Source organism: Streptomyces sp. NPDC036813, assembly GCF_055609245.1.
Window position 1 is genome coordinate 125403 of the sequence record NZ_JBVJPV010000009.1, and the last position, 19052, is coordinate 144454.

The 19052-nt window shown below is 74.2% G+C and carries 14 protein-coding genes and 3 tRNA genes; 5 read left to right on the top strand and 12 right to left on the bottom strand.

The window, feature by feature from the left end:
- Positions 1 to 39: 39 nt before the first annotated feature.
- From ACZ67Q_RS20005 to ACZ67Q_RS20020, 4 genes are all read right to left on the bottom strand, one after another.
- Positions 40 to 1968: an ABC transporter ATP-binding protein gene (locus ACZ67Q_RS20005; RefSeq protein WP_471183722.1), complete on the bottom strand. Its 1929-nt coding sequence runs from the start codon at positions 1966 to 1968 to the stop codon at positions 40 to 42.
- A complete protein-coding gene (locus ACZ67Q_RS20010) occupies positions 1968 to 3701 on the bottom strand; it encodes an ABC transporter ATP-binding protein (protein ID WP_471183725.1) in 1734 nt (577 codons plus the stop codon). The genes ACZ67Q_RS20005 and ACZ67Q_RS20010 overlap by 1 nt, the downstream gene beginning before the upstream one ends.
- 127 nt (positions 3702 to 3828) lie before the next feature.
- Positions 3829 to 5268, bottom strand: a complete 1440-nt coding sequence (locus tag ACZ67Q_RS20015; RefSeq protein WP_471183727.1) for an FGGY family carbohydrate kinase — start codon at positions 5266 to 5268, stop codon at positions 3829 to 3831.
- 184 nt (positions 5269 to 5452) lie between these two features.
- Entirely contained in the window at positions 5453 to 5767 is a 315-nt protein-coding gene (locus tag ACZ67Q_RS20020; protein WP_471183729.1) for a YtxH domain-containing protein, read from the bottom strand.
- A 159-nt stretch (positions 5768 to 5926) separates the two neighbouring features.
- Here ACZ67Q_RS20020 and ACZ67Q_RS20025 point away from each other — a divergent pair.
- The 3 genes from ACZ67Q_RS20025 to ACZ67Q_RS20035 all read left to right on the top strand — a co-directional run bounded on the left by ACZ67Q_RS20025 (position 5927) and on the right by ACZ67Q_RS20035 (position 6339).
- A tRNA-Asn gene (locus ACZ67Q_RS20025) sits at positions 5927 to 5999 on the top strand.
- Between the two features lie 5 nt (positions 6000 to 6004).
- Positions 6005 to 6077, top strand: a tRNA-Asn gene (locus ACZ67Q_RS20030).
- Positions 6078 to 6265: 188 nt separating this feature from the next.
- Positions 6266 to 6339, top strand: a tRNA-Ile gene (locus tag ACZ67Q_RS20035).
- A 104-nt stretch (positions 6340 to 6443) separates the two neighbouring features.
- Here ACZ67Q_RS20035 and bla read toward each other — a convergent pair.
- From bla to ACZ67Q_RS20050, 3 genes are all read right to left on the bottom strand, one after another.
- Entirely contained in the window at positions 6444 to 7385 is a 942-nt protein-coding gene (gene bla, locus ACZ67Q_RS20040; protein ID WP_471183732.1) for a class A beta-lactamase, read from the bottom strand.
- 300 nt (positions 7386 to 7685) lie between these two features.
- Positions 7686 to 7853, bottom strand: a complete 168-nt coding sequence (locus ACZ67Q_RS20045) for a hypothetical protein (RefSeq protein ID WP_471183734.1) — start codon at positions 7851 to 7853, stop codon at positions 7686 to 7688.
- Positions 7854 to 7918: 65 nt separating this feature from the next.
- Positions 7919 to 8644: an ANTAR domain-containing protein gene (locus tag ACZ67Q_RS20050; protein WP_471183736.1), complete on the bottom strand. Its 726-nt coding sequence runs from the start codon at positions 8642 to 8644 to the stop codon at positions 7919 to 7921.
- A 201-nt stretch (positions 8645 to 8845) separates the two neighbouring features.
- Between ACZ67Q_RS20050 and ACZ67Q_RS20055 the strand changes: the two genes are divergently transcribed.
- The gene (locus ACZ67Q_RS20055; protein WP_471183739.1) at positions 8846 to 9199 is read left to right on the top strand and encodes an STAS domain-containing protein; all 354 of its coding nucleotides are present in this window, start codon (positions 8846 to 8848) and stop codon (positions 9197 to 9199) included.
- Entirely contained in the window at positions 9196 to 10140 is a 945-nt protein-coding gene (locus tag ACZ67Q_RS20060) for an anti-sigma factor RsbA family regulatory protein (protein ID WP_471183741.1), read from the top strand. Before ACZ67Q_RS20055 ends, ACZ67Q_RS20060 begins: the two co-directional genes overlap by 4 nt.
- A gap of 186 nt (positions 10141 to 10326) precedes the next feature.
- Here ACZ67Q_RS20060 and ACZ67Q_RS20065 read toward each other — a convergent pair whose 3' ends face one another.
- The 5 genes from ACZ67Q_RS20065 to ACZ67Q_RS20085 all read right to left on the bottom strand — a co-directional run bounded on the left by ACZ67Q_RS20065 (position 10327) and on the right by ACZ67Q_RS20085 (position 18986).
- Complete coding sequence (locus tag ACZ67Q_RS20065; protein ID WP_361632077.1) at positions 10327 to 11364, bottom strand: rod shape-determining protein; 1038 nt, start codon at positions 11362 to 11364, stop codon at positions 10327 to 10329.
- A 156-nt stretch (positions 11365 to 11520) separates the two neighbouring features.
- Positions 11521 to 15852 carry an SAV_2336 N-terminal domain-related protein gene (locus ACZ67Q_RS20070; RefSeq protein ID WP_471183744.1) on the bottom strand — a complete coding sequence of 1444 codons (4332 nt, stop codon included), beginning with the start codon at positions 15850 to 15852 and terminating at the stop codon, positions 11521 to 11523.
- Complete coding sequence (locus ACZ67Q_RS20075) at positions 15842 to 16852, bottom strand: AAA family ATPase (protein ID WP_471183747.1); 1011 nt, start codon at positions 16850 to 16852, stop codon at positions 15842 to 15844. The genes ACZ67Q_RS20070 and ACZ67Q_RS20075 overlap by 11 nt, the downstream gene beginning before the upstream one ends.
- A 20-nt stretch (positions 16853 to 16872) precedes the next feature.
- Positions 16873 to 18525, bottom strand: a complete 1653-nt coding sequence (locus ACZ67Q_RS20080; RefSeq protein ID WP_471183749.1) for a VMAP-C domain-containing protein — start codon at positions 18523 to 18525, stop codon at positions 16873 to 16875.
- A complete protein-coding gene (locus tag ACZ67Q_RS20085; RefSeq protein WP_471183752.1) occupies positions 18522 to 18986 on the bottom strand; it encodes a CU044_2847 family protein in 465 nt (154 codons plus the stop codon). The genes ACZ67Q_RS20080 and ACZ67Q_RS20085 overlap by 4 nt, the downstream gene beginning before the upstream one ends.
- Between the last annotated feature and the right edge of the window lie 66 nt (positions 18987 to 19052).

Consider the following 19052-nt stretch of genomic DNA (forward strand, 5'->3'; position numbering starts at 1 on the left):
AGCGGCGGGTCGCCCGGCACCGGGCGACCCGCCGGAGGGTCAGTCGACCTCGGCGACCGCCTGCGCGAACTGCGCCTGGTACAGCCGCGCGTACGCCCCGCCGGCCGCGAGCAGCTCCCCGTGCGAGCCCTGCTCGACGATCGAGCCGTTCTCCATCACGAGGATGGTGTCCGCGTCCCGGATCGTGGAGAGCCGGTGCGCGATCACGAAGGACGTCCGGCCGTGCTGGAGCTTGGCCATCGCCTTCTGGATCAGCACCTCGGTGCGGGTGTCGACGGAGCTGGTCGCCTCGTCGAGGACCAGGATCACCGGGTCGGACAGGAACGCCCGCGCGATGGTGATCAGCTGCTTCTCACCGGCGGAGACACCCGTGCCCTCGTCGTCGATGACGGTGTCGTAGCCGTCGGGCAGGGTGCGCACGAACCGGTCGGCGTGCGCCGCCCGCGCCGCCTCCTCGATCTCCCCGCGGGTGACCTCGCGCGCCGCGCCGTAGGCGATGTTCTCCGCGATGGTGCCGCCGAACAGCCAGGTGTCCTGCAGCACCATGCCGATCCCGGCGCGCAGTTCGTCCCGGGACATCCGCGCGATGTCGACGCCGTCGAGGGTGATGCGCCCGCCGGTCACCTCGTAGAACCGCATCAGCAGGTTGACCAGCGTGGTCTTGCCCGCGCCGGTCGGGCCGACGATGGCGACCGTCTGGCCGGGCTCCACCTTCAGCGACAGGTCCTCGATGAGCGGCTTGTCGGGGTCGTAGCGGAACTGCACGTGCTCCAGCTCCACCCGTCCGCGCAGCTCGGCGGGGGTCTCGGCCGGCACCGGGTCGCTCTGCTGTTCCTCCGCGTCCAGCAGCTCGAAGATGCGCTCCGCCGAGGCCACGCCCGACTGCACCAGGTTCGCCATCGACGCGACCTGCGTCAGCGGCATGGAGAACTGGCGGGAGTACTGGATGAACGCCTGCACGTCACCGATCGACAGCGCGCCCGACGCGACCCGCAGACCACCGACCACGGCGACCAGCACGTAGTTCAGGTTCGACACGCACATCATCAGCGGCTGCATGATCCCGCTGTTGAACTGCGCCTTGAACCCGGCCTCGTACAGCGCCTCGTTCTGCTCGGCGAACTGCTGCGCCGACTCCTGCTGCCGGCCGAACACCTTCACCAGGGCGTGCCCGGTGTACATCTCCTCGATGTGCGCGTTCAGCTTGCCCGTGGTGCGCCACTGCTGCACGAAGTGCGGCTGCGAGCGCTTGCCGACGCGGGTGGCGACCACGAACGACAGCGGCACGGTCACCAGCGCGACCAGCGCGAGGATCCAGGAGACGTAGAACATCATCGCCAGGACGCCGATGATCGTCAGCAGCGAGTTGATGAGCTGGCCCATCGACTGCTGGAGCGTCTGCCCGATGTTGTCGATGTCGTTGGTCGCGCGGGACAGCACCTCGCCGCGCTGCCGCTGGTCGAAGTACGACAGCGGAAGCCGCGACAGCTTCGTCTGCACGTCCTCGCGCAGCCGGAACATGGTGCGGTTCACGGCCCGGTTGACCAGGCGCGTCGCCACCGCCATCAGCAGACCGGCGATGAGGAAGGTGCCGAGCGCGAGCAGCAGGACGTCGCCGACCGCGCCGAAGTCGATGCCCTTGCCGGGCGTGAAGTCGGTGCCGCTGAGCATGTCGGCGACTTGGCCCTGCCCCCGCGCCCGCATCGAGTCGAGGACCTGCTCCTTGGTCGCCCCGGCCGGCATGCGCCGGCCGATGATCCCGGCGAACACCAGGTCGGTGGCCTTGCCGAGGATCTTCGGGCCGACCACGTTCAGCCCGACGCTGACCACCACGCACGCCAGCAGCGCGTAGATGGTGACCCGCTCCGGCCGGAACTGGGAGACCAGCCGTTTGCCCGAGTTCTTGAAGTCCAGCGAACGGCTGTCGGGACCGCCCCCGGCCATCATCCGCCCCATGGGCCCCGCCATCAGGCAGCCTCCGCTTCCGTCAGCTGGGAGAGCACGATCTCCCGGTAGGTCTCGTTGTCCGCCATCAGTTCGTGGTGGGTGCCGCTGCCGACGACCCGGCCCTCGTCGAGGACGACGATCCGGTCGGCGTCGCGGATGGTCGACACCCGCTGGGCGACGATCACCACGGTCGCCTCGGCGGTCTCCCGGCCCAGCGCGGCGCGCAGGGCCGCGTCGGTGGCGTAGTCGAGCGCGGAGAAGGAGTCGTCGAAGAGGTAGATCTCCGGCCGCTGCACCAGGGTCCGGGCGATCGCCAGGCGCTGGCGCTGACCGCCGGAGACATTGGTGCCGCCCTGGGCGATCGGTGCCTCGAGCCCGCCCTCCAGCTTGGTGACGAAGTCCTTGGCCTGTGCCACCTCCAGCGCGTGCCACAGCTCCTCGTCGGTGGCGTCCGGATTGCCGTAGCGCAGGTTGGAGGCGACCGTCCCGGCGAACAGGTACGGCTTCTGCGGCACCATGCCGACCGTGCGGGCCAGCAGCTGCGGCTCGACCTCGCGCACGTCCACCCCGTCGACGAGCACCTCCCCGTCGGTGGCGTCGAACAGCCGCGGGACCAGGCCGAGCAGCGTCGACTTGCCGCTGCCGGTGGAGCCGATCACGGCCGTCACCTCACCGGGCCGGGCGACCAGGTCGATCGCCTTCAGAACCGGCTCCTCGGCACCCGGGTAGCGGAAGCCGGCGGCGCGGATCTCCAGATGGCCGTGCCGGCGCAGCTCGCTGACCGGCGCGAGCGGCGGCACGACGCTCGACTCGGTCTCCAGGACCTCCTGCACGCGCTCGGCGCACACCTCCGCGCGCGGCACCATCATGAACATGAAGGTGGCCATCATCACGGACATGACGATCTGCATCAGATAGGCGAGGAACGCCGTCAGGTCGCCGATCTGCATCCCGCCGCTGTCGATGCGGTGCGCGCCGAACCACACCACGGCGATCGACGACAGGTTCACCACCGTCATCACGATCGGGAACATCAGCGCGAGCAGGTTGCCGGTGCCCAGCGCCATCTCGGTGAGATCGTTGTTGGCCTTGCGGAAGCGCTCCTGCTCGTAGTCGTCGCGCACGAAGGCGCGGATGACACGGTTGCCGGTGATCTGCTCGCGCAGCACCCGGTTCACCGTGTCCAGCCGCACCTGCATGGCGCGGAACAGCGGCCGCAGCCGGCGCACGATCAGCGTGACGCAGATCGCCAGCACCGGGACCACCGCGACCAGCACCCCGGACAGCGGCACGTCCAGACCGAGCGCCAGGACGATGCCGCCCACGCACATGATGGGCGCCGACACCATCAGGGTGAACGTCATCAGGGCCAGCATCTGGACCTGCTGCACGTCGTTCGTCGTACGGGTGATGAGCGAGGGCGCGCCGAAGTGACCGACCTCACGTGCCGAGAAGGACTGCACCCGGTCGAAGACGGCACCGCGCACGTCCCGGCCGAGCGCGGAGGCGGTGCGCGCGCCGAAGTACACGGCGCCGATGTTGCACACGACCTGTGCCAGCGAGATGCCGATCATCAGGGCGCCGTGGCCGAGGATGTAGCCGGTGTCGCCGTTGACGACACCGTTGTCGATGATGTCCGCGTTCAGGGTGGGCAGGTACAAGGTGGCGCAGGTCTGCAGGAACTGCAGCCCCACCAGCAGGGCGATCGGTTTCTTGTAGGGCCTGAGATAGGTCCGCAGGAGTCGTATGAGCACGCTGGGTTCTCTCGGAGTCGGCGACGGGGGCGGTTCGGTTGCCCGTGGCCCCTATCGTCGAACACTCCACCCGCGTTACCTCAACCGATTAACCCGAACCGGCGTGCCCCGGACGAGGGGACACCCCCTACGGCCGCATCGCCCCCGGATGGGTCTGCTCGCGCACCGACACGTACTGCTGGCGCACCGCCTGGCCCACCGCCAGCTCCTCACCCGGCTCCAGCACCTGCGCCGCCGCGCCGTGCCAGGCGGGGGGATCGCGTCGATCGAGGGTGCCCTGCGACACCCCGAGCGCCCACGCGGCCTGCCGCGCCGCGCCGATCGCCGCGTAGTCCGCGGGCTGCGGTACGACGACCTGCGCGCCGAACAGCGCCGGTGCCGCCGCCTGTACGGCCGGCAGCTCGGCCGCCGCGCCCAGCAGGAAGATCCGCCGCACCTCCACGCCGCGGCCGCGCAGCACGTCCAGTGCGTCCGCGAGCCCGCACAGCATCCCCTCGAACGCGGCCCGCGCGAGATGTTCCGGCTTCATCGACTCCCGCCGCAGCCCGGCGAGCGTGCCCGCGGTGTGCGGCAGATGAGGCGTCCGCTCGCCCTCCAGATACGGCAGCAGCACCAGCCCGTGCGCGCCCGGCGTCGACTTCATCGCCAGCTCCGACAGGCTCTCCAGGTCCGGCAGCCCGAGGAGTTCGGCGGTGCCGCGCAGGGCCCGTACGGCGTTGAGGGTGGTGACGACGGGCAGGTGCATCCCGGTCGCGTCGGCCAGCGAGGTGATCATCCCGGTGCTGTCGACGAGCGCCTCGGGGTGGACGGCCATCACGGACCCGGAGGCGCCGAGCGAGACGACCGCGTCCCCGAGCCCGATCCCGAGCCCGAACGCGGCGGCCATGGTCTCGCCGGTCCCGGCCGAGATCAGCAGCCCCTCCGGTGTCGTACCGGCCGCCTCGGCGGGGCCGATGACCTCCGGCAGCATCGCCTGGTGGCCGAGCGCCAGCTCGACCAGGTCCGGACGGTAGGCACCGGTGGCCGCCGACCAGTACCCGGTGCCGGAGGCGCCGCCGCGGTCGGTGGTCCGGCGGACCGGCCGGCCCAGCAGCTGCCACACCAGCCAGTCGTGGGCCTGCATCAGCACCGACGCGCGGCGCGCGTTGTCGGGCTCGCTGCGGGCCAGCCAGCGCAGCTTGGTCACCGGCTGCGCGGCCTGCGGCACGCACCCCACGGCCTGCGCCCACGCCTCGCGTCCGCCGAGCGCGTCGATGAGGTCGGCCGCCGCGACCTGCGCCCGCTTGTCGCCGCCGGCCAGCGCCGGGCGCACGGTGGCGCCCTGCGCGTCCAGCGGGATCAGCGCGTTCTGCTGCGCCGACACGCCGATGGCCTGCACGCCCTCCAGCAGGCCGCCGCCGGCCGCCTCACCGAGGGACAGCAGCCAGGCCTGCGGGTCCACGTCGCTCGGGCGTCCCTCCAGGGGATGCGGGGCATATCCCTGGCGTAGTACGGCACCGGTGTCCGTGTCGCAGACCACGATGCGCGTGAAGTCCGGTGAGCTGTCCAAGCCGGCGACTATCCCCATGGCCACCGATTGTGCCGTAGCGCTGCGCCGGCTCGGGCGGGGGGCGCCCTATCGGTGGGGGTGCCGGTCTTGTTCGGCGGCTGCGGGTGGGAGGTGGTTGCTCGCGCCCACGCGGCGGCGCCGCACATCGGCAGAGTCCCGCGCCCCTGGGTGGGTGCAGCCACCCCTTGCCCGAACTCCGCCGTTACGTGTTGCTGGTGCCCCAGTCGTCGCTTCCGCCTCCGTTGTGGGCGCTGCGGGCCCGGAGGGTCTTGACGCGGTGGGCGACGGAGTCCGGGACGTGGACGTGGTCGCCGACCTTGTCGCTGACGGCGTGATAGGCCTTGCCCGCGAACTGGCGGCCCTGCATGGCGGCCGTCTCTGCGGTGTTGCGCACGGCCGGGTTCTGCGTGACCTGGCGAGCGGACTTCTTCAGCTGCTCGTAGCGTTCGCGCCCGGCCTTCGTGCCCAGTACATAACCCAGGGCGAGTCCGGCGACGAACGTGAGCCGGTAGCGCATGGCGGCCACCCTTCCTCGTGTCGGTCCTGCGGTGCGGCGTCGGCGCCCGGGGGTACCGATTGGCGGAGCACCCCCCTGCTTGCGCTAATGTATGTGTCGCAGCGAGCGAGCGCCCCCTGGCGAATACCCCAGGAGGTCCGTTCGATGCGAACGAGGCATTCCTCCGTAGCTCAATTGGCAGAGCAGCCGGCTGTTAACCGGCAGGTTACTGGTTCGAGTCCAGTCGGGGGAGCTCGGTCCTCCGTAGCTCAATTGGCAGAGCAGCCGGCTGTTAACCGGCAGGTTACTGGTTCGAGTCCAGTCGGGGGAGCATGCTGAACGAGGACCCCGATGGGGTCCTTTTTCATGTGCGCGGGAACCGCGCGCACGGCGTCGCGGTCCTCATGGACGTGACGTGGTCGTGGCGGGCGTGCGAGATCGCCCCTGCGAAGCAGGAGATCGTATGAGCGGCTATGCTGCGGCACACGGCGCGTACACATGTACGCGACACGCCGCTATGGGGCGGTAGCTCAGCCGGTTAGAGCAGCGGACTCATAATCCGTCGGCCGTGGGTTCGAGTCCCACCCGCCCCACCGCGCAATACGGGCGCAGAATCGATCTGACCTGCGGTCCCTCAGCGGCGGCGGTCGCCACGCCGAGGCGGCGACCGCCGTTCACCCGCTCGGGGGCGCCTTCCTCACTCACCCGGCGCCAGGCTGCGGGCCAGAAGGCGCGCCGCCTCCTCGATCAGGTGGTTGTCGACCGGGGCGTCGGGCGCGGCCTTCGACGTCAGCACGGTCAGAACGAGCGGCGTGCCCCTCGTCGTCCACGCCACGCCGACGTCGTGCGCGCTGGCGTAGTCACCGGTGCCGGTCTTGTCGGCGACGGTCCAGCCGGCCGGCAGCCCCGCGCGGAAGCGTTCGCCGCTGGTGGTGTTGCCCTTCAGCCAGGTCACCAGCTGATCGCGGCCCGCGTGGGACAGGGCGTCGCCCAGCGTCAGGGTCGCGTAGGAGCGGGCGAGGGCCCTCGGTGTGGTGGTGTCGCGCGGGTCGCCGGGGACGGCGGTGTTCAGCTGGGGCTCCCAGCGGTCGAGCCGGGTCACCCGGTCGCCGAGCGAGCGCAGGAACCGGGTCAGCCCGGCGGGGCCGCCGATCTGACGCAGCAGCAGATTGCCGGCGGCGTTGTCGCTGTACCGGATCGCCGCCGCGCACAGTTCGTCCACTCGCATCCCGGTGGCGACGTGCTTCTCGGTCACCGGCGAGTTCGGCAGCAGGTCGGCGGCCGGGTAGGCGACCACCCGGTCGAGCGGGGCGCAGTGGCCGTGGTCGCGCAGCACCGCGGCGGCGGCCAGCGTCTTGAACGTCGAGCACATCGCGAACGGCTCGTCGGCCCGGTGGGACACGAACTGCCCGGTGCGCGCGTTGCGGGCGTACACGCCGAGCCGGGCGCCGTAGCGCTCCTCCAGGTCGCGCAGCCGGCCCTCGGCGTCGCGCAGCCGCTCCGGGGACGCCGGCCCGGCGGGGGAGGCGGCGGAGGCGGTGGCGGAGGCGGCGAGAACGGCGGCGGGCGCGGTGAGGCCGGCCTTCAGCAGCGGGCGCCGCGCCGGAGTGGGCGAGCTGGTGGTGGTGGTGGCGGTCATCGCGGGGCCTCCCAGGGTCCGTCGTGCCGGTGATCGACGGGCCCAGCGAAACAGCCGCACCGCGCGCCTGTCCAAGAGCTCCGCCCGCGTTTCGCGGACAGAGACGCGATGACGCCATGACGCCCTGCCGCAATGCCGCTACGAGATGGAGCGTCCGCGCGTGGGTGGTCTGTCCGGGGCTCGTCGGCCCCACCACGCCGGTGGCGCGCAGTGAAGGCGTGCCCGGTGCGCGGAACCGTCGGCGGCGCGCGGGCGGCGGCCGCCGCCGGTGGTGGGTCCGGGACGGCGGCCGGTCCGGGATCACTGCGCTGTGTCGGCGGTCGCCGTCACCTCGGTGTCGTCGTCGCGTTCGCCCTCGGCCTGGGACGGTGTCGTCTGCGGGCTCGTCGGCTCGTCGGTCGGGTCGGACGTGTCGTCGGCGGTCTGCCGCTCGCCCTCGGCCTGCGACGGGGTGGGTTCGGTGGTCATGGCTTCCTCCCGGGTCCGTCGGTCGCCGCCCGAGTACCCCGGGAGATCACCGGACCACACCGGTGTCAGGACCGGTCGTGCCGGGAGTGGTGGTGGGACAGTGCCGTGCGCAGCGCCGAGCGGATCTGTGCCGGCGGGGGAGCGCCGCCGGCGCCGGCCCCGGCGGTGAGCATCGTCGCCACCGCGCGCAGCTTGGTGTTGGCCAGCTGGGAGGTCTCCCGCAGAATCGTCCACGCCTCCTGCGAGGTGCAGCCGTGCGCGGCCATCAGCATGCCGCGCGCCAGGTCGATCACCGGCCGGGAGGCGATCGCCTGCCGCAGCTGGGCGATCTCCTCCTGCAGCGTCCGCAGCCGCTCCGCCCGCTCCAGCGCCACCGCCGAAGTGGTGCGCGGCGGCGGGGCGGCCGGTCCCGCACCGCCGTGGGCGGCGCCGCGCAGCGGTTCCTCGGTGTCCAGGCCGGCCAGCTCCAGGATGCGGCGCGGCTGGCCCTGCCAGTGCGCGGTCCGCACCGGTACCCCGTGCCGGTGGCGATGGTCGTCCAGCAGGTCCAGGAAGCCCAGCCCGGCCGTGTCCATGAAGTGCACCCCGGACATGTCCAGCTCGATCTCCCGCACCCCGTCCGGCAGCCCGGCGAGCGTGTCCGCCAGGGTCCGGGCGCAGCCGTGGACCAGCTCCCCGTGAGGCCGCAGCTCGGCCCGCCCGTGGACCACGCGGGCCTCGACGACCAGCGCGTCCAGCTGTCCGGTCAGCGGCGTACGGTCTGCGCCCCGGTGGTCTGCGACGGTCCTCACGGCGTCGTGTGCCCCCTGTGCCTTTCGGTTCGGTGTGCCGGCCGCGGTCTCCCGCGCGCCCGCGAGGTTCCGGGCTCCTCGCTGTCACGCTGCGCCTGCCCGGCGTACTGTCTCCTACACACGTGCTCCCGCACGGTCGGCGCCGGGCGGCATGGCCGGGTGCCGGGCGGGTAGACAGAGATCGTCGAGGAGGTGGCGGTCATGGGTGACCTGGACGGGGTGCCGACCGCGCCCGTCGACGCGATGCCGGCACTGATGCTGGCCCCGCTCTCCGGGCGGTCCGGGCTGCGGGCCGCGGGCGAGATCAGCCTGGGGACGCGTGGGGAGTGGGAGCGTGCCCTGCGAGATGTGCTGTGCGAGGACGATGATGTGTACTACCTGGAGCTGTCCGCGGTGACGTTCGCCGATGTCGCCGGGGTCGGTGCGCTCGCGGACGCGGCCCGGCGGCTGCCCGACGGGCGCCGTATCGTGCTGCACTGTCCGCCGGCCGTGGTGAGCAGGGTGCTGGAACTGTTCTGGCCCGGGATGGCGGCGATCGAGGTGTCGATGTCATGAGTACGAGCGAGGCGCCAGCCCCGGCCGATCCGTTCGTCCACCCTGCGCTCTTCTACCGCGACCCGCAGGAGTACCTCACCGGCACCGTCCCCTTCGTGCGCGCCGGGCTCGACGCCGGCGAGCCCGTCGCCGTCGCCGTCCCCGGCGACAACCTGGAGCTGATCCGCGCCGAGCTGGGCGACGACGCCCGCCGGGTGCGGCTGCTGGACATGCGCGAGGCCGGACGCAACCCGGGCCGGATCATCCCCGGGGTGCTGCGCGCCTTCGCCGACGCCCAGCCGGCCGGACGCCGGGTGCGGATCATCGGCGAGCCGATCTGGGCCGGGCGCAGCGCCACCGAGTACCCGGCCTGCGTGCAGCACGAGGCGCTGATCAACGCCGCGTTCCAGGGCCGCGAGGCGACGATCCTGTGCCCGTACGACGTCGTCCGGCTGCCGGAGCGGATGGTCGCCGACGCCTACGCCACCCACCCCACGGTGATCCCGACCGGCGCCGTCGACGAACGCCTCAGCCACGCGTACGCCCCCGCCGAGGTCGTCGCCCGCTACAACGAGCCGCTGCCCCCCGCCCCGGACGTCACGGCGTTCGCCTTCGACCGGGCCTCCCTCTCGGCGGCCCGGCACCACGCGGTCGGCGAGGGAGCGCGGTTCGGACTCGAGGGTGTACGGCTGGACGATCTCGCCCTCGTCGCGGCCGAGTTGACCACGAACAGTGTGGTGCACGGCGGCGGGAGCGGCACCCTGCGGGTGTGGGCCGAGGGCAGCCACGTGGTGTGCGAGGTGCGGGACGCCGGGCGGCTCGCCGACCCGCTGGCCGGCCGCCGGCCCGTCCCGCGCGACCAGCGCGGCGGCCGCGGCCTGCTGCTGGTGAACCTGGTCAGCGACCTGGTACGCCTGCACACCGCGCAGGACGGCACCACCATCCGCGCCTACCTCGGCTAGCACCGGCCTCGACCGACGCAGGTCTCGGCCGACGGCTACCTCGGCCGGCGCCAGGGTGCGCAGCGGCCGCCGTCGTGGGATCCGGCGGGATCCGGACGACGGCGCGCAGTGTCTCCAGCTCGGGCATCCGGGCCGCGGCGCGCAGCGGGCGGGGTCCGGGTGACGTGTCTAGTGGCCCCGCGGGGGTCAGGGGGCCAGTGGGTCCAGGTGCAGTGGTTCGATGCGGCCCTCCAGCATGGCGCCCAAACCCTGCGCGGCGCAGATGTCGGGGCGGTCGGCGATGTGCACCGGCATCCCCGTGGCCTGACGCAGCATCTGGTCGAAGCCGGGGAGCAGGGCGGAGCCGCCGACCATCATGATCCCGCGGTCGGCGAGGTCGGCGACCAGGTCGGGCGGGCAGTCCCGCAGCACCTTGCCGATGCCGTCGAGCACGGCGGTCAGCGGTGTCTGGATGGCGTCGCGTACGGCGGCGGTGTCCACGCGGACGCTGCGGGCGAGTCCGGTGGCCACGTCCCGGCCGTGGATCTCGGTGGACGCCGGGCCGTGCGGGGTGAGCCCGTTGCCGGACAGGGCCAGCTGCAGCGGACGTACGGACTGGCTCGGCAGCATCAGCTCGTGTTCGTGGCGCAGATGCTGCACGATCGCGTGGTCCACGGCCTCGCCGCCGACCGGGATGCGTTCGGCGGTGACGATGGAGCCGAGGGAGAGCACCGCCACCTGGGTGGCCGCCGCCCCGCACACCATGATCATGGTGGCCTCGGGACGCTCCACCGGCAGCCCGCAGCCGACCGCGGCGGCGATCAGCGTGTCGACCAGCTCCACCCGCCGCGCCCCCAGCCCGACCAGCGTCTCGATCGCGGCGCGCTGGGCGAGCGGATCGGCGTCGTGCGGGGTGCAGGCGGCGGCCCGCAGCCGGGGCTTGCGGCGCAGCTGGCGGCGGATCTTGTCGCCGAGCAGGTGCCGCAGCATGCGCTGCGCCATCTCGATGTCGACGACCGTCCCGCCCGACACCGGGCGCACGACCCGGATGTAGTGGGGGGTGCGGCCCGTCATCTTCTCCGCGAACTCGCCGACCGCGATCAGCGCGCCGGTGCGGGTGTTGACGGCGGCGGCGGACGGCTGGTCGACGACGAGCCCCGCGCCCTTGACGTAGACGCGGGTACGGGCCGCCCCCAGGTCGACGGCGAAGTGGCAGCGGCGCAGCTGCTCCAGACTGGCGGTCATGGCTGGCGGTTCCTCCCGTAAGTGGCGGCCTGTCTCGCATCCTGAGGGGACGGAGTGGGCGCCGCTTGTTGAAGGGGGCCGGGCGGGGTGCCGCTGAACGGGTGTTTTGTTCGCGGCCCTCCGACGCGCGCCGCCCGCAGGGGAGCAGACGGAGCGTCAGCGGGGCGGCAGGGCGGGCGCCGCCTCCAGCAGCGGATCCAGTGACCGGACGGTGATCTCGCAGCCCGCCTCCCGCAGCTGCCGCTGAAGAGGCCCGGTGCGGGCCAGCCCCACGAAGGGCAGCCCCAGCCGTCGCGCCGCCGCCAGCTCCGCCGGCGAGGACCCGATCAGCACCGCCGCCGACGCGGGACCACCGTCCAGGGCGCGCAGCAGACAGTCCGGGTCGGGCATCAGCCGGGTGAGGTCGTCGCCGCGGCCGTGGACGCCGTCCAGCGGCAGCCGGTACGGCTCCAGATACCGGCGTACGGCCTCCTCGGACACGTCGGTGACCACGCGGACCCGGCGTCCGGAGCCGTGCAGGGCACGGATCAGCGCGGAACAGTGGTGGGTCGTCGGAGCGTCCGGCACCGCCCGCAGCTCCAGCTCCTCCAGGCGCGAGCGCAGCAGCGGTCCGAGCCGGTCGCGGGCGAAGGTGCGCAGCACGTCCAGCGGGTGCACCGAGGCTTCCCGCACCGCTTCCACGGCCAGCGGACGGCCCGTCAGCGCGTCCTCTGGGTCGCGGTGCTCGCCGACCAGCGCGAGCAGGTCGAGCGCGGCCGCGCGGGCCGCCGCCGCGGAGAAGAGGCGGGCGATCGGCCCCTCGAAACCGACGAGCACGGTCCGCGCGTGCGCCAGCACCTCGCTCAGCGGTACGTCCGCCGCCACCGGGGTGCGCGGCTCCGGCGGCAGCGTCCCCTGCGGGGCCAGCCGCACCCGGCACGTCACCGCGAGTCCCGGCACCGGCCAGCGGCCCAGCCCGTTGTTCACCGCGCGCTCGGCACCGGCCGCCCGGCGCACCGGGTGCCGGCCGGTGATCCGAGCCGCCTGCTCCCGCACGTGCGCCGACAGCAGCGCGGCGACGTCCGCCGGGTGCGCGTGCACGAACGCGACCGGGTCCTCGACCCGCCAGGACAGCTCGGCGACGGCCGTGAACTCCCCCTTGCCGGAGCTGGGCAGGGCCATCTCGTGCCGGGCCTGCCGGGGCGTCAGGTCGACCTCGTAGTACGTGGTGACGCGGGCGTCGGCAGCGTGGTGCGGGCGCGCCGGGTCGAGGAGGGTGAGGGGGCCGTCGGCGTCGAGGTGCACGAGGGCCGTGCGGCCGGGGGCCGGTATGCCGAGGGCGCGCGGATCCCGGGCGATGAGGGGCCCGCGGACCAGCTCCCGTTCCTCCTCGTCGGCCGACGGTGACAGGGGGCAGTACCAGGCGAGGGGCGGATCCTGGGGCGAGGCACCCCACAGCGGCCGGAACCGTGGGGGCCGCGCGGCGGCGGAGCTGGCGGCGAACTCGGCGTAGAGCGAGGGCGGTACGACGACATGGCGGCCCACGGGCAGCCGGTCCGGCAGCGGGGCCCGCGGGAACGTCACGCGCAGCCGGGGCTGGGCGGGCAGGAGGCCGGGGAACATCCGCACCACGGCGACCAGGAGGGGGAGGAGAGGGGCTCCGGGGTCGGTGTGGACGAGGTAGCCGTCCTCCCGGACCAGCACCTCGTACTGGTGCGGGGACAGGGAGCGGGAGAAGACCTCGTGCACGGCCGCTTCGAGGGAGATGCGGTCCTCCGGGCTGCGGCGGAGGCTTGCCGTCCGGATGGAGACGGTGGGCCACGGGGACGCCGCGGCGGCCAGGGATTCCAGGTCGCGGCGCATGAAGTCCAGCTCCGCGCGGGCAGCCCTGGCGGCGGGTCCGGGCACACCTTCCAGCGGAGTGCCGCGCCACAGCTTCAGCGCCTCGCGGGCCAGTTCGCCGCGGAGCGCGGGGTCGTCGGCGGACCGGGCACGGCCGGCGAGGCGGGCGGCGAGCAGTGTGTCGACGTCGCCGGTGGAGGGGGTCGGGCGCAGCGACACGGTGTCGTCGTCGACGACGATGTCCGCGTGGGGCGTCAGGGCCGAGCTCAGATCGCGCAGGCGCCGGGTGACGGCGTCGTGGCCCATCGGCTGCCGTGACATCTCCGAGGCCAGCTCTTCGAGGGTGGCGGTGCCGCCCCGCAGCAGCAGCACACCGAGCAGCGTCCGGGGCGACCCCGCGGGGATCTGCAGCACTTTGTCCCCCCGGGTGACCTTGGGCGGGCCCAGCAGCCAGTAGCGCAGCCGGTCCGACGGCCAGGTCAGACGGCGCAGCCGGTCGGCGCCGCTCTCCTGGTGCTCGGGGAGGTCGGACGTGAGTTCGGAGCGCGCGGTGGCCAGTTCACGGGCGGGCTCCGGAGGCAGCTCCTCCACCGGGCAGAGCGAGGGCAGGAGATGCCCCAGCGTCCGCAGGTCCTCCGCCCGGCCCCCGGTGTCCGCGGACAACCCGTCGAGACAGATCAGCACCGGTCCGCTCGCGGTGAGCAGGACCTGCGAGGGACGGAACCGGCCGTGCGGGCGGCCGTGCGCGTGGAGGGCGTCCAGGGCGTCGACCAGGGGCGGGAGCAACGCGACGGCGGCGGCCGCACCGAGGGCCTGCGGGGACCCGGCGAGCATGTCCGTCAGCGGCTGTCCCTCGACGTACTCCTGGACCAGGTACGTGAATCCGCCGGCCGTCCCGTGGTCGCGGACGGTCGCGATCCGGGGGTGGCGGACCGCCGCGAGGCGCCGGGCCATGTCCTCGAAGCCGCCGTCGGCCCACATCAGCGGGCTGTGCCGGCGCACCACGACCTTCGCGCCCGCGTCCTCGGTGTCCTGTGCCAGCCAGCTCGCGCCCGCCACGCCGAGCCGCCGGATCAGCCGGTACCGTCCGGCGAACAGCTCCTCGGCGTCCCGGCTCTGTGTCAGCCGGCGCACGCTGTCCTGCCGGACGTGGGCGAACGCCTCCCCGTCCACGCCCTGCGGGCGGCCCGACTCCGCCGGGGTCGCCGCCCGGAACTCGCCCCGCGCCCGGCCCGCCGCCGTGTCGATCAGGCCGCCGATCCGCTCCAGCAGCTCCGTCGTGCTCTCGCGCGCCGAGCGGGGCAGGCTGCGCAGCAGCAACTCCCGTACGCCGGGCCGGAAGGCGTAGGAGCCCGGTGGGCCCAGCACCGTCGTCAGCATGCCGCTGAGGATCACCTCGGCCAGGTGCCGCGGCTGCGGATCGGGCTCCACCGCGGCCTGGACGAGTCGCATCACGGGCAGGTGCGGGCGGCCCACGGCGAGATGCCCGGCCAGCCGGAACGCCTCCGGGGACGCCGTCGCGCGAAAGCGCAGCACCAGGTCCTCCGCGGACAGCCGGGACACGTCCGTGCGGTCACCGGCGTCGGTGGGCAGCGGGCCGCGCAGGGCGGCGCCGGCGGCGGGGACCTCGGTGCGGCCGGGAGTGGCGAGCAGCGTGGCCCAGTTCGCCAGCCAGCGCGGCCCCGGCTCCAGCACCGGCAGGACGATTCGTGCGTCCGCCTCGTACGGGTCGGGCGGCTCGTACGGCGTGAAGGTCAGGGCGGCCGCCGGGGCCGCCGGGTGCGGGGCCGACAGCCGGCCCGGGACCGCGGGCAGGGCAGTGTCGCGCCACAGGTGCTCCGGCAGCGGCTGCACGACCGCCACCGGCATCCGGCGGGCCCAGCGGCGCAGGGTGGTGTACCAGCGGCTGCCCGCGGAGCCCTCCCGCCACTGCGGGCCCATGCAGTCGCTGACCAGCAGCAGCACCGTGCGGCCGTCGGCGGGCGCGGCCGGACCGTGGACCGTGCCGTCGGGGTCGGCGCGGTAGCCGGTGACCGTGCGGAAGAGGCCCGACCGGGCCAGCGTGGTGTGCAGTTCGCGCACCAGCGGCCGCCACACCGGCATCGTGGGCCCGGCGTCGTACACCACGTGCAGGCGCAGCCAGCGCTCGCGGGCCGGACGCAGCACCGGCAGCCACCACTGCGGGCCCGCGCCCAGGCGGGCGATGCGCTCGGCGGTCGCCCGCTCGTCCAGTTCCCGGCCCGTGGGGGCGTCGACGCGGCGGCCCAGCGGGCGCAGGGCGCGCTGCAGGGCCAGCGGGTGCGGCAGCATCGGCGGCGCGGGCGCCAGCAGCGAGGCGTGCGGTGCGGTCGGGGTGCCCGGGGCCGGCTGCGGGGCGGGCAGGTGCAGCGGGGCGCGCGGCGGGGCGGGGGCGGGCGCCGGCGGGGGCACGGGCGCCGGGCGCGGCCGGTCGTCCGGTTCCGGGCACCGCGGTACGGCCGGGGTCCGCGGCTCCTGCACTACCGGCTGCTCCTCGTCTCCCTGCTCCATCTGCCGGGCCAGCCACAGCACTTCCGCCAGCTCCAGCGGGGTCGGCCGGGGCCCGCCCGCCGCCTCGGCCAGCACGTCGGCCAGGCGTCCCAGGGCCGCCGGCAGGGCCGGCGGGGCGGGGGAGGGCTCAGAAGACATCGGCCTGCGCGCCCTGGCCCAGGTACGGCATCAGCCGCTCCGCCAGCTCGTCCAGGGAGGTGGCGTCGAGGTCGGCGGAGCGGGCCAGGTAGATCGCGTTCAGCAGCTGGTCGGTGGCCAGGTCACCGGCGCCCGCCCGGGACAGGAACCGGTCGATCAGCCGCCGCGCCCGCTCGTCCGGCTCGCCCAGGTGTGCCCGCACGATCTCGGCGAGATGCCCGTCGCCGGGCTGCCGCAGCCGCAGGGTCACACAGCGGCGCAGGAACGCGGGCGGGAACTCGCGCTCGCCGTTGCTGGTCAGCACCACGAACGGGAAGGCCCGGCAGCGCACCCGGCCCCGCTCCACCGGCACCCGCTCGTCGGTGCCGTCGATCATCACCTGGGCGCGGCCCTCGGGCGCGTGCCGGGCGGAGCGCACCAGCTCGGGGATCTCGTACTGGCCCTCCTCCAGCACGTTCAGCAGGTCGTTGGGCAGGTCCAGGTCGCTCTTGTCGATCTCGTCGATGAGCAGGGCGCGGGGGCGGGCGTACGGCAGCAGGGCGGTGCCGAGCGGGCCGAGGCGCAGATGGTGCTCGATGCCGGCGTCCGCCGCCTGCGGCCCCTGCCGGGCCGCGTACAGCCGCGACAGCGGGTCGTACTGGTACAGGCCGTCGTGCAGGGTGGAGCGGCTGGTGATGTTCCAGCGCAGTACCGGGCCCAGCCGCAGCTCCCGCGCCACCGCGTACGCCAGCGACGACTTGCCGGTGCCGGGCGGGCCGGTGACCAGCAGCGGGCGGCGCAGATACAGGGCCGCGTTGACCAGCTGGACGGTCTCCTCGGTGGCCTGGTAGGTGGCGGCGCGGTGGGCGCGGTCGGGGGAGACGGCGGCGGCGTCGGCACGCTCGTCCGGTACCTCGAGCACCGGGCCGCCGTCGAAGGCCCGCCAGGGCGGGGGCGGCGGCAGCCGGTCGACGCCGTCGTGCGGGGTGCCGGTGCCGGTGTAGACGGGCCACAGAGGCATGGGTTCCTTGCTCCAGGGGGTTATCGGGCGACCGGGGTGTGCAGGCTCGCGGCGGGCTCCGGGAAGCAGCGGGGGTCGTCCCACAGCAGCTGCAGCTCGCGCGCCCAGTGCCCGTCCGGGTCCTCGGCGTCCGCGGTCAGCCGCAACTTCTGTACGTGACGGGGCAGTTCGGCGGGGGGTACGCCGGTGAGGGACGCCGTCAGCTCGTCGAGGAACGAGGTGCCCGCGCACGGGCCGTCGTGCCCGGTGCCGGGGCAGCCGGTGCGCCGCCACAGCAGGACCGGAACCGGGACGGTGAGCGAGACCGCGAAGTGCTCGGCGGCTGCGCTGGGCGGCACGGCGAAGCCCGCCAGATGCGCGTCCCCGTCCCACAGCCGTTTGCGCAGCCCGCCGGGGCGCTCCCTGGTGCCGCACTCCACGCGGTGCACGTCCACGCCCGGCGAGGCGTCCAGCTTCTGCCACTTCTTGCGCAGCTGGTGGCGCAGCCGGCCGCTGCGGTGCCGCGCCCGGTCGGTCACCACCAGCGGATAGGCGCAGCCCAGTGGCGTACTGTCGTCCGCGCTGCACTCCCACTGCGCGACCGGCTCGTTCAGCCACTCGCGCGGCAGGACGAACGTCACCAGCTCCTCGGCGTCCGGCGCCAGCTGGTCGGCGGCCTCGTCCAGGCGCTGCTGGACGTAGGCGCGCACCGCGTTCCTCGGCAGCCGGCGGGTGCCGACGGGCCGCCGCCGCCCGTCGCGGTACGCGGACACCTCGACGGTGACCTGGTCGGGCCCTTCGCCGCTGTGGTCGATCTCCACCACGACCGGCGACCAGGCGGCGGCCGGCTGCACCGGAAGGGCCCCGTCGAGGAGTTCCTCCAGCCGGTCGGCCAGCCGGGTCGCGGCCTCCGGCTCGGGCACCTCCCACTGCACGTACGCCGCCGCCGCGGACAGCGAGGCGAAGCCACCCGGGGGCAGCGGCGGTCCGAAGGCACCCACCGCGTCCCCGTACAGCCGGTTGGCGTCGGCCGCCCGGCCCTGCGCCTCGGCCCGCCGCACCAGCGCGTACAGCCGGCGCAGGGTCTCGGGCCGGTGACCGGTCGGCACCAGCTCGCCGAGGGCCGGCCAGTAGCGGGCGATGACCTCGGTGGGCAGCATCCGGCCCACCCGTACGTCCCGGCCGCCCGCGACCGCCGTGACCATGCCGACGACGAAACCGTCCTCCAGTGTCACCGCGGCCCCGCTGAATCCGGCCGCCAGCGGCTGCCCGTGCCCGGTCAGTGCCTCCAGCTGCACCCACTCGTCGGAGATCCGCGGGCCGGGCAGCGCCCGGTAGGAGGCGAGCATGCCCTCGTCGTAGCCGCGCGGGAAGCCGTAGGCGACGAGTTGCCGGCCGCCGCGCTCGGCGCCGGGCGGCGCGAACCGGGCCGGGGTGAGGGGCACGTCCTCGGACAGCTCCAGCACCGCGACGTCCCCGGGGTCCGCCGCGCCGCCCTGCCAGCCGCCGTGCACGGCCACGGCGGCCGGTAACCCGGCGAGGTGACGGGAGTTGGGGAAGGTCACGCCGACCGGGTCCGTGCCGGCCTGCCGCACCACGTGCGCGCAGGTGAGGACGTGGCGCGCGGAGACGAGGAAACCGGCGCCGACCTCGTTGCCGCAGACGATGCGGGCGTGCCAGGCGGTGCCGCTCATGACGAGGTCTGCTGCGGATCAGGCTGCTGGGGGTCGGGCTGCTGAGCCGGGGTCCGCTGAGGGTGGGGCTGCTGATCGCCGGCCTGCCGCGCGTCCGGCCGGTCCCCGCCCGGCGACCAGCTGAGCTTGACCACCAGGTGGGCCTCGGCCGCGCCCTTGGCGATGACGGCTCCCGCCTCGGCGCTCATCTTCACGCCGAACTCCAGCTCCACCGCGTCCGGTCTGAGCGCGCCGCCGCGCAGCACCCGCAGCGCGGACTCGGCCGCCGTGCGCACGCCCGCGAGGGAGTCCTCGAAGGAACGCGTGGCCTGGGCCGCCCCGCCACGGGAGACGAGCCGGGCGCCGGCCTCGTCGTCGACGCCCTCCACCACGACCTGGGCGCCCTCCACGGTCGTGAACTCCACCAGTTGCTCCATCGCGCGCCAACTCCCCCGTACCGTGGTGACCTTGCCGGTAGACATTGTTGCGGACGGTGCCGGTGCGGTGAACCGGGTTCTGCCGCCGGTCACCGGACGCCTGGCGGAAAC

Coding starts and splice junctions, on each gene's coding strand:
- ACZ67Q_RS20085 (WP_471183752.1), bottom strand. CDS start 18,986: ATGTCTACCGGCAAGGTCACCACGGTACGGGGGAGTTGGCGCGCGATG.
- ACZ67Q_RS20065 (WP_361632077.1), bottom strand. CDS start 11,364: ATGACCGCCAGTCTGGAGCAGCTGCGCCGCTGCCACTTCGCCGTCGAC.
- bla (WP_471183732.1), bottom strand. CDS start 7,385: ATGACCGCCACCACCACCACCAGCTCGCCCACTCCGGCGCGGCGCCCG.
- ACZ67Q_RS20075 (WP_471183747.1), bottom strand. CDS start 16,852: ATGCCTCTGTGGCCCGTCTACACCGGCACCGGCACCCCGCACGACGGC.
- ACZ67Q_RS20055 (WP_471183739.1), top strand. CDS start 8,846: ATGGGTGACCTGGACGGGGTGCCGACCGCGCCCGTCGACGCGATGCCG.
- ACZ67Q_RS20045 (WP_471183734.1), bottom strand. CDS start 7,853: ATGACCACCGAACCCACCCCGTCGCAGGCCGAGGGCGAGCGGCAGACC.
- ACZ67Q_RS20020 (WP_471183729.1), bottom strand. CDS start 5,767: ATGCGCTACCGGCTCACGTTCGTCGCCGGACTCGCCCTGGGTTATGTA.
- ACZ67Q_RS20080 (WP_471183749.1), bottom strand. CDS start 18,525: ATGAGCGGCACCGCCTGGCACGCCCGCATCGTCTGCGGCAACGAGGTC.
- ACZ67Q_RS20015 (WP_471183727.1), bottom strand. CDS start 5,268: ATGGGGATAGTCGCCGGCTTGGACAGCTCACCGGACTTCACGCGCATC.
- ACZ67Q_RS20005 (WP_471183722.1), bottom strand. CDS start 1,968: ATGGCGGGGCCCATGGGGCGGATGATGGCCGGGGGCGGTCCCGACAGC.
- ACZ67Q_RS20070 (WP_471183744.1), bottom strand. CDS start 15,852: ATGTCTTCTGAGCCCTCCCCCGCCCCGCCGGCCCTGCCGGCGGCCCTG.
- ACZ67Q_RS20060 (WP_471183741.1), top strand. CDS start 9,196: ATGAGTACGAGCGAGGCGCCAGCCCCGGCCGATCCGTTCGTCCACCCT.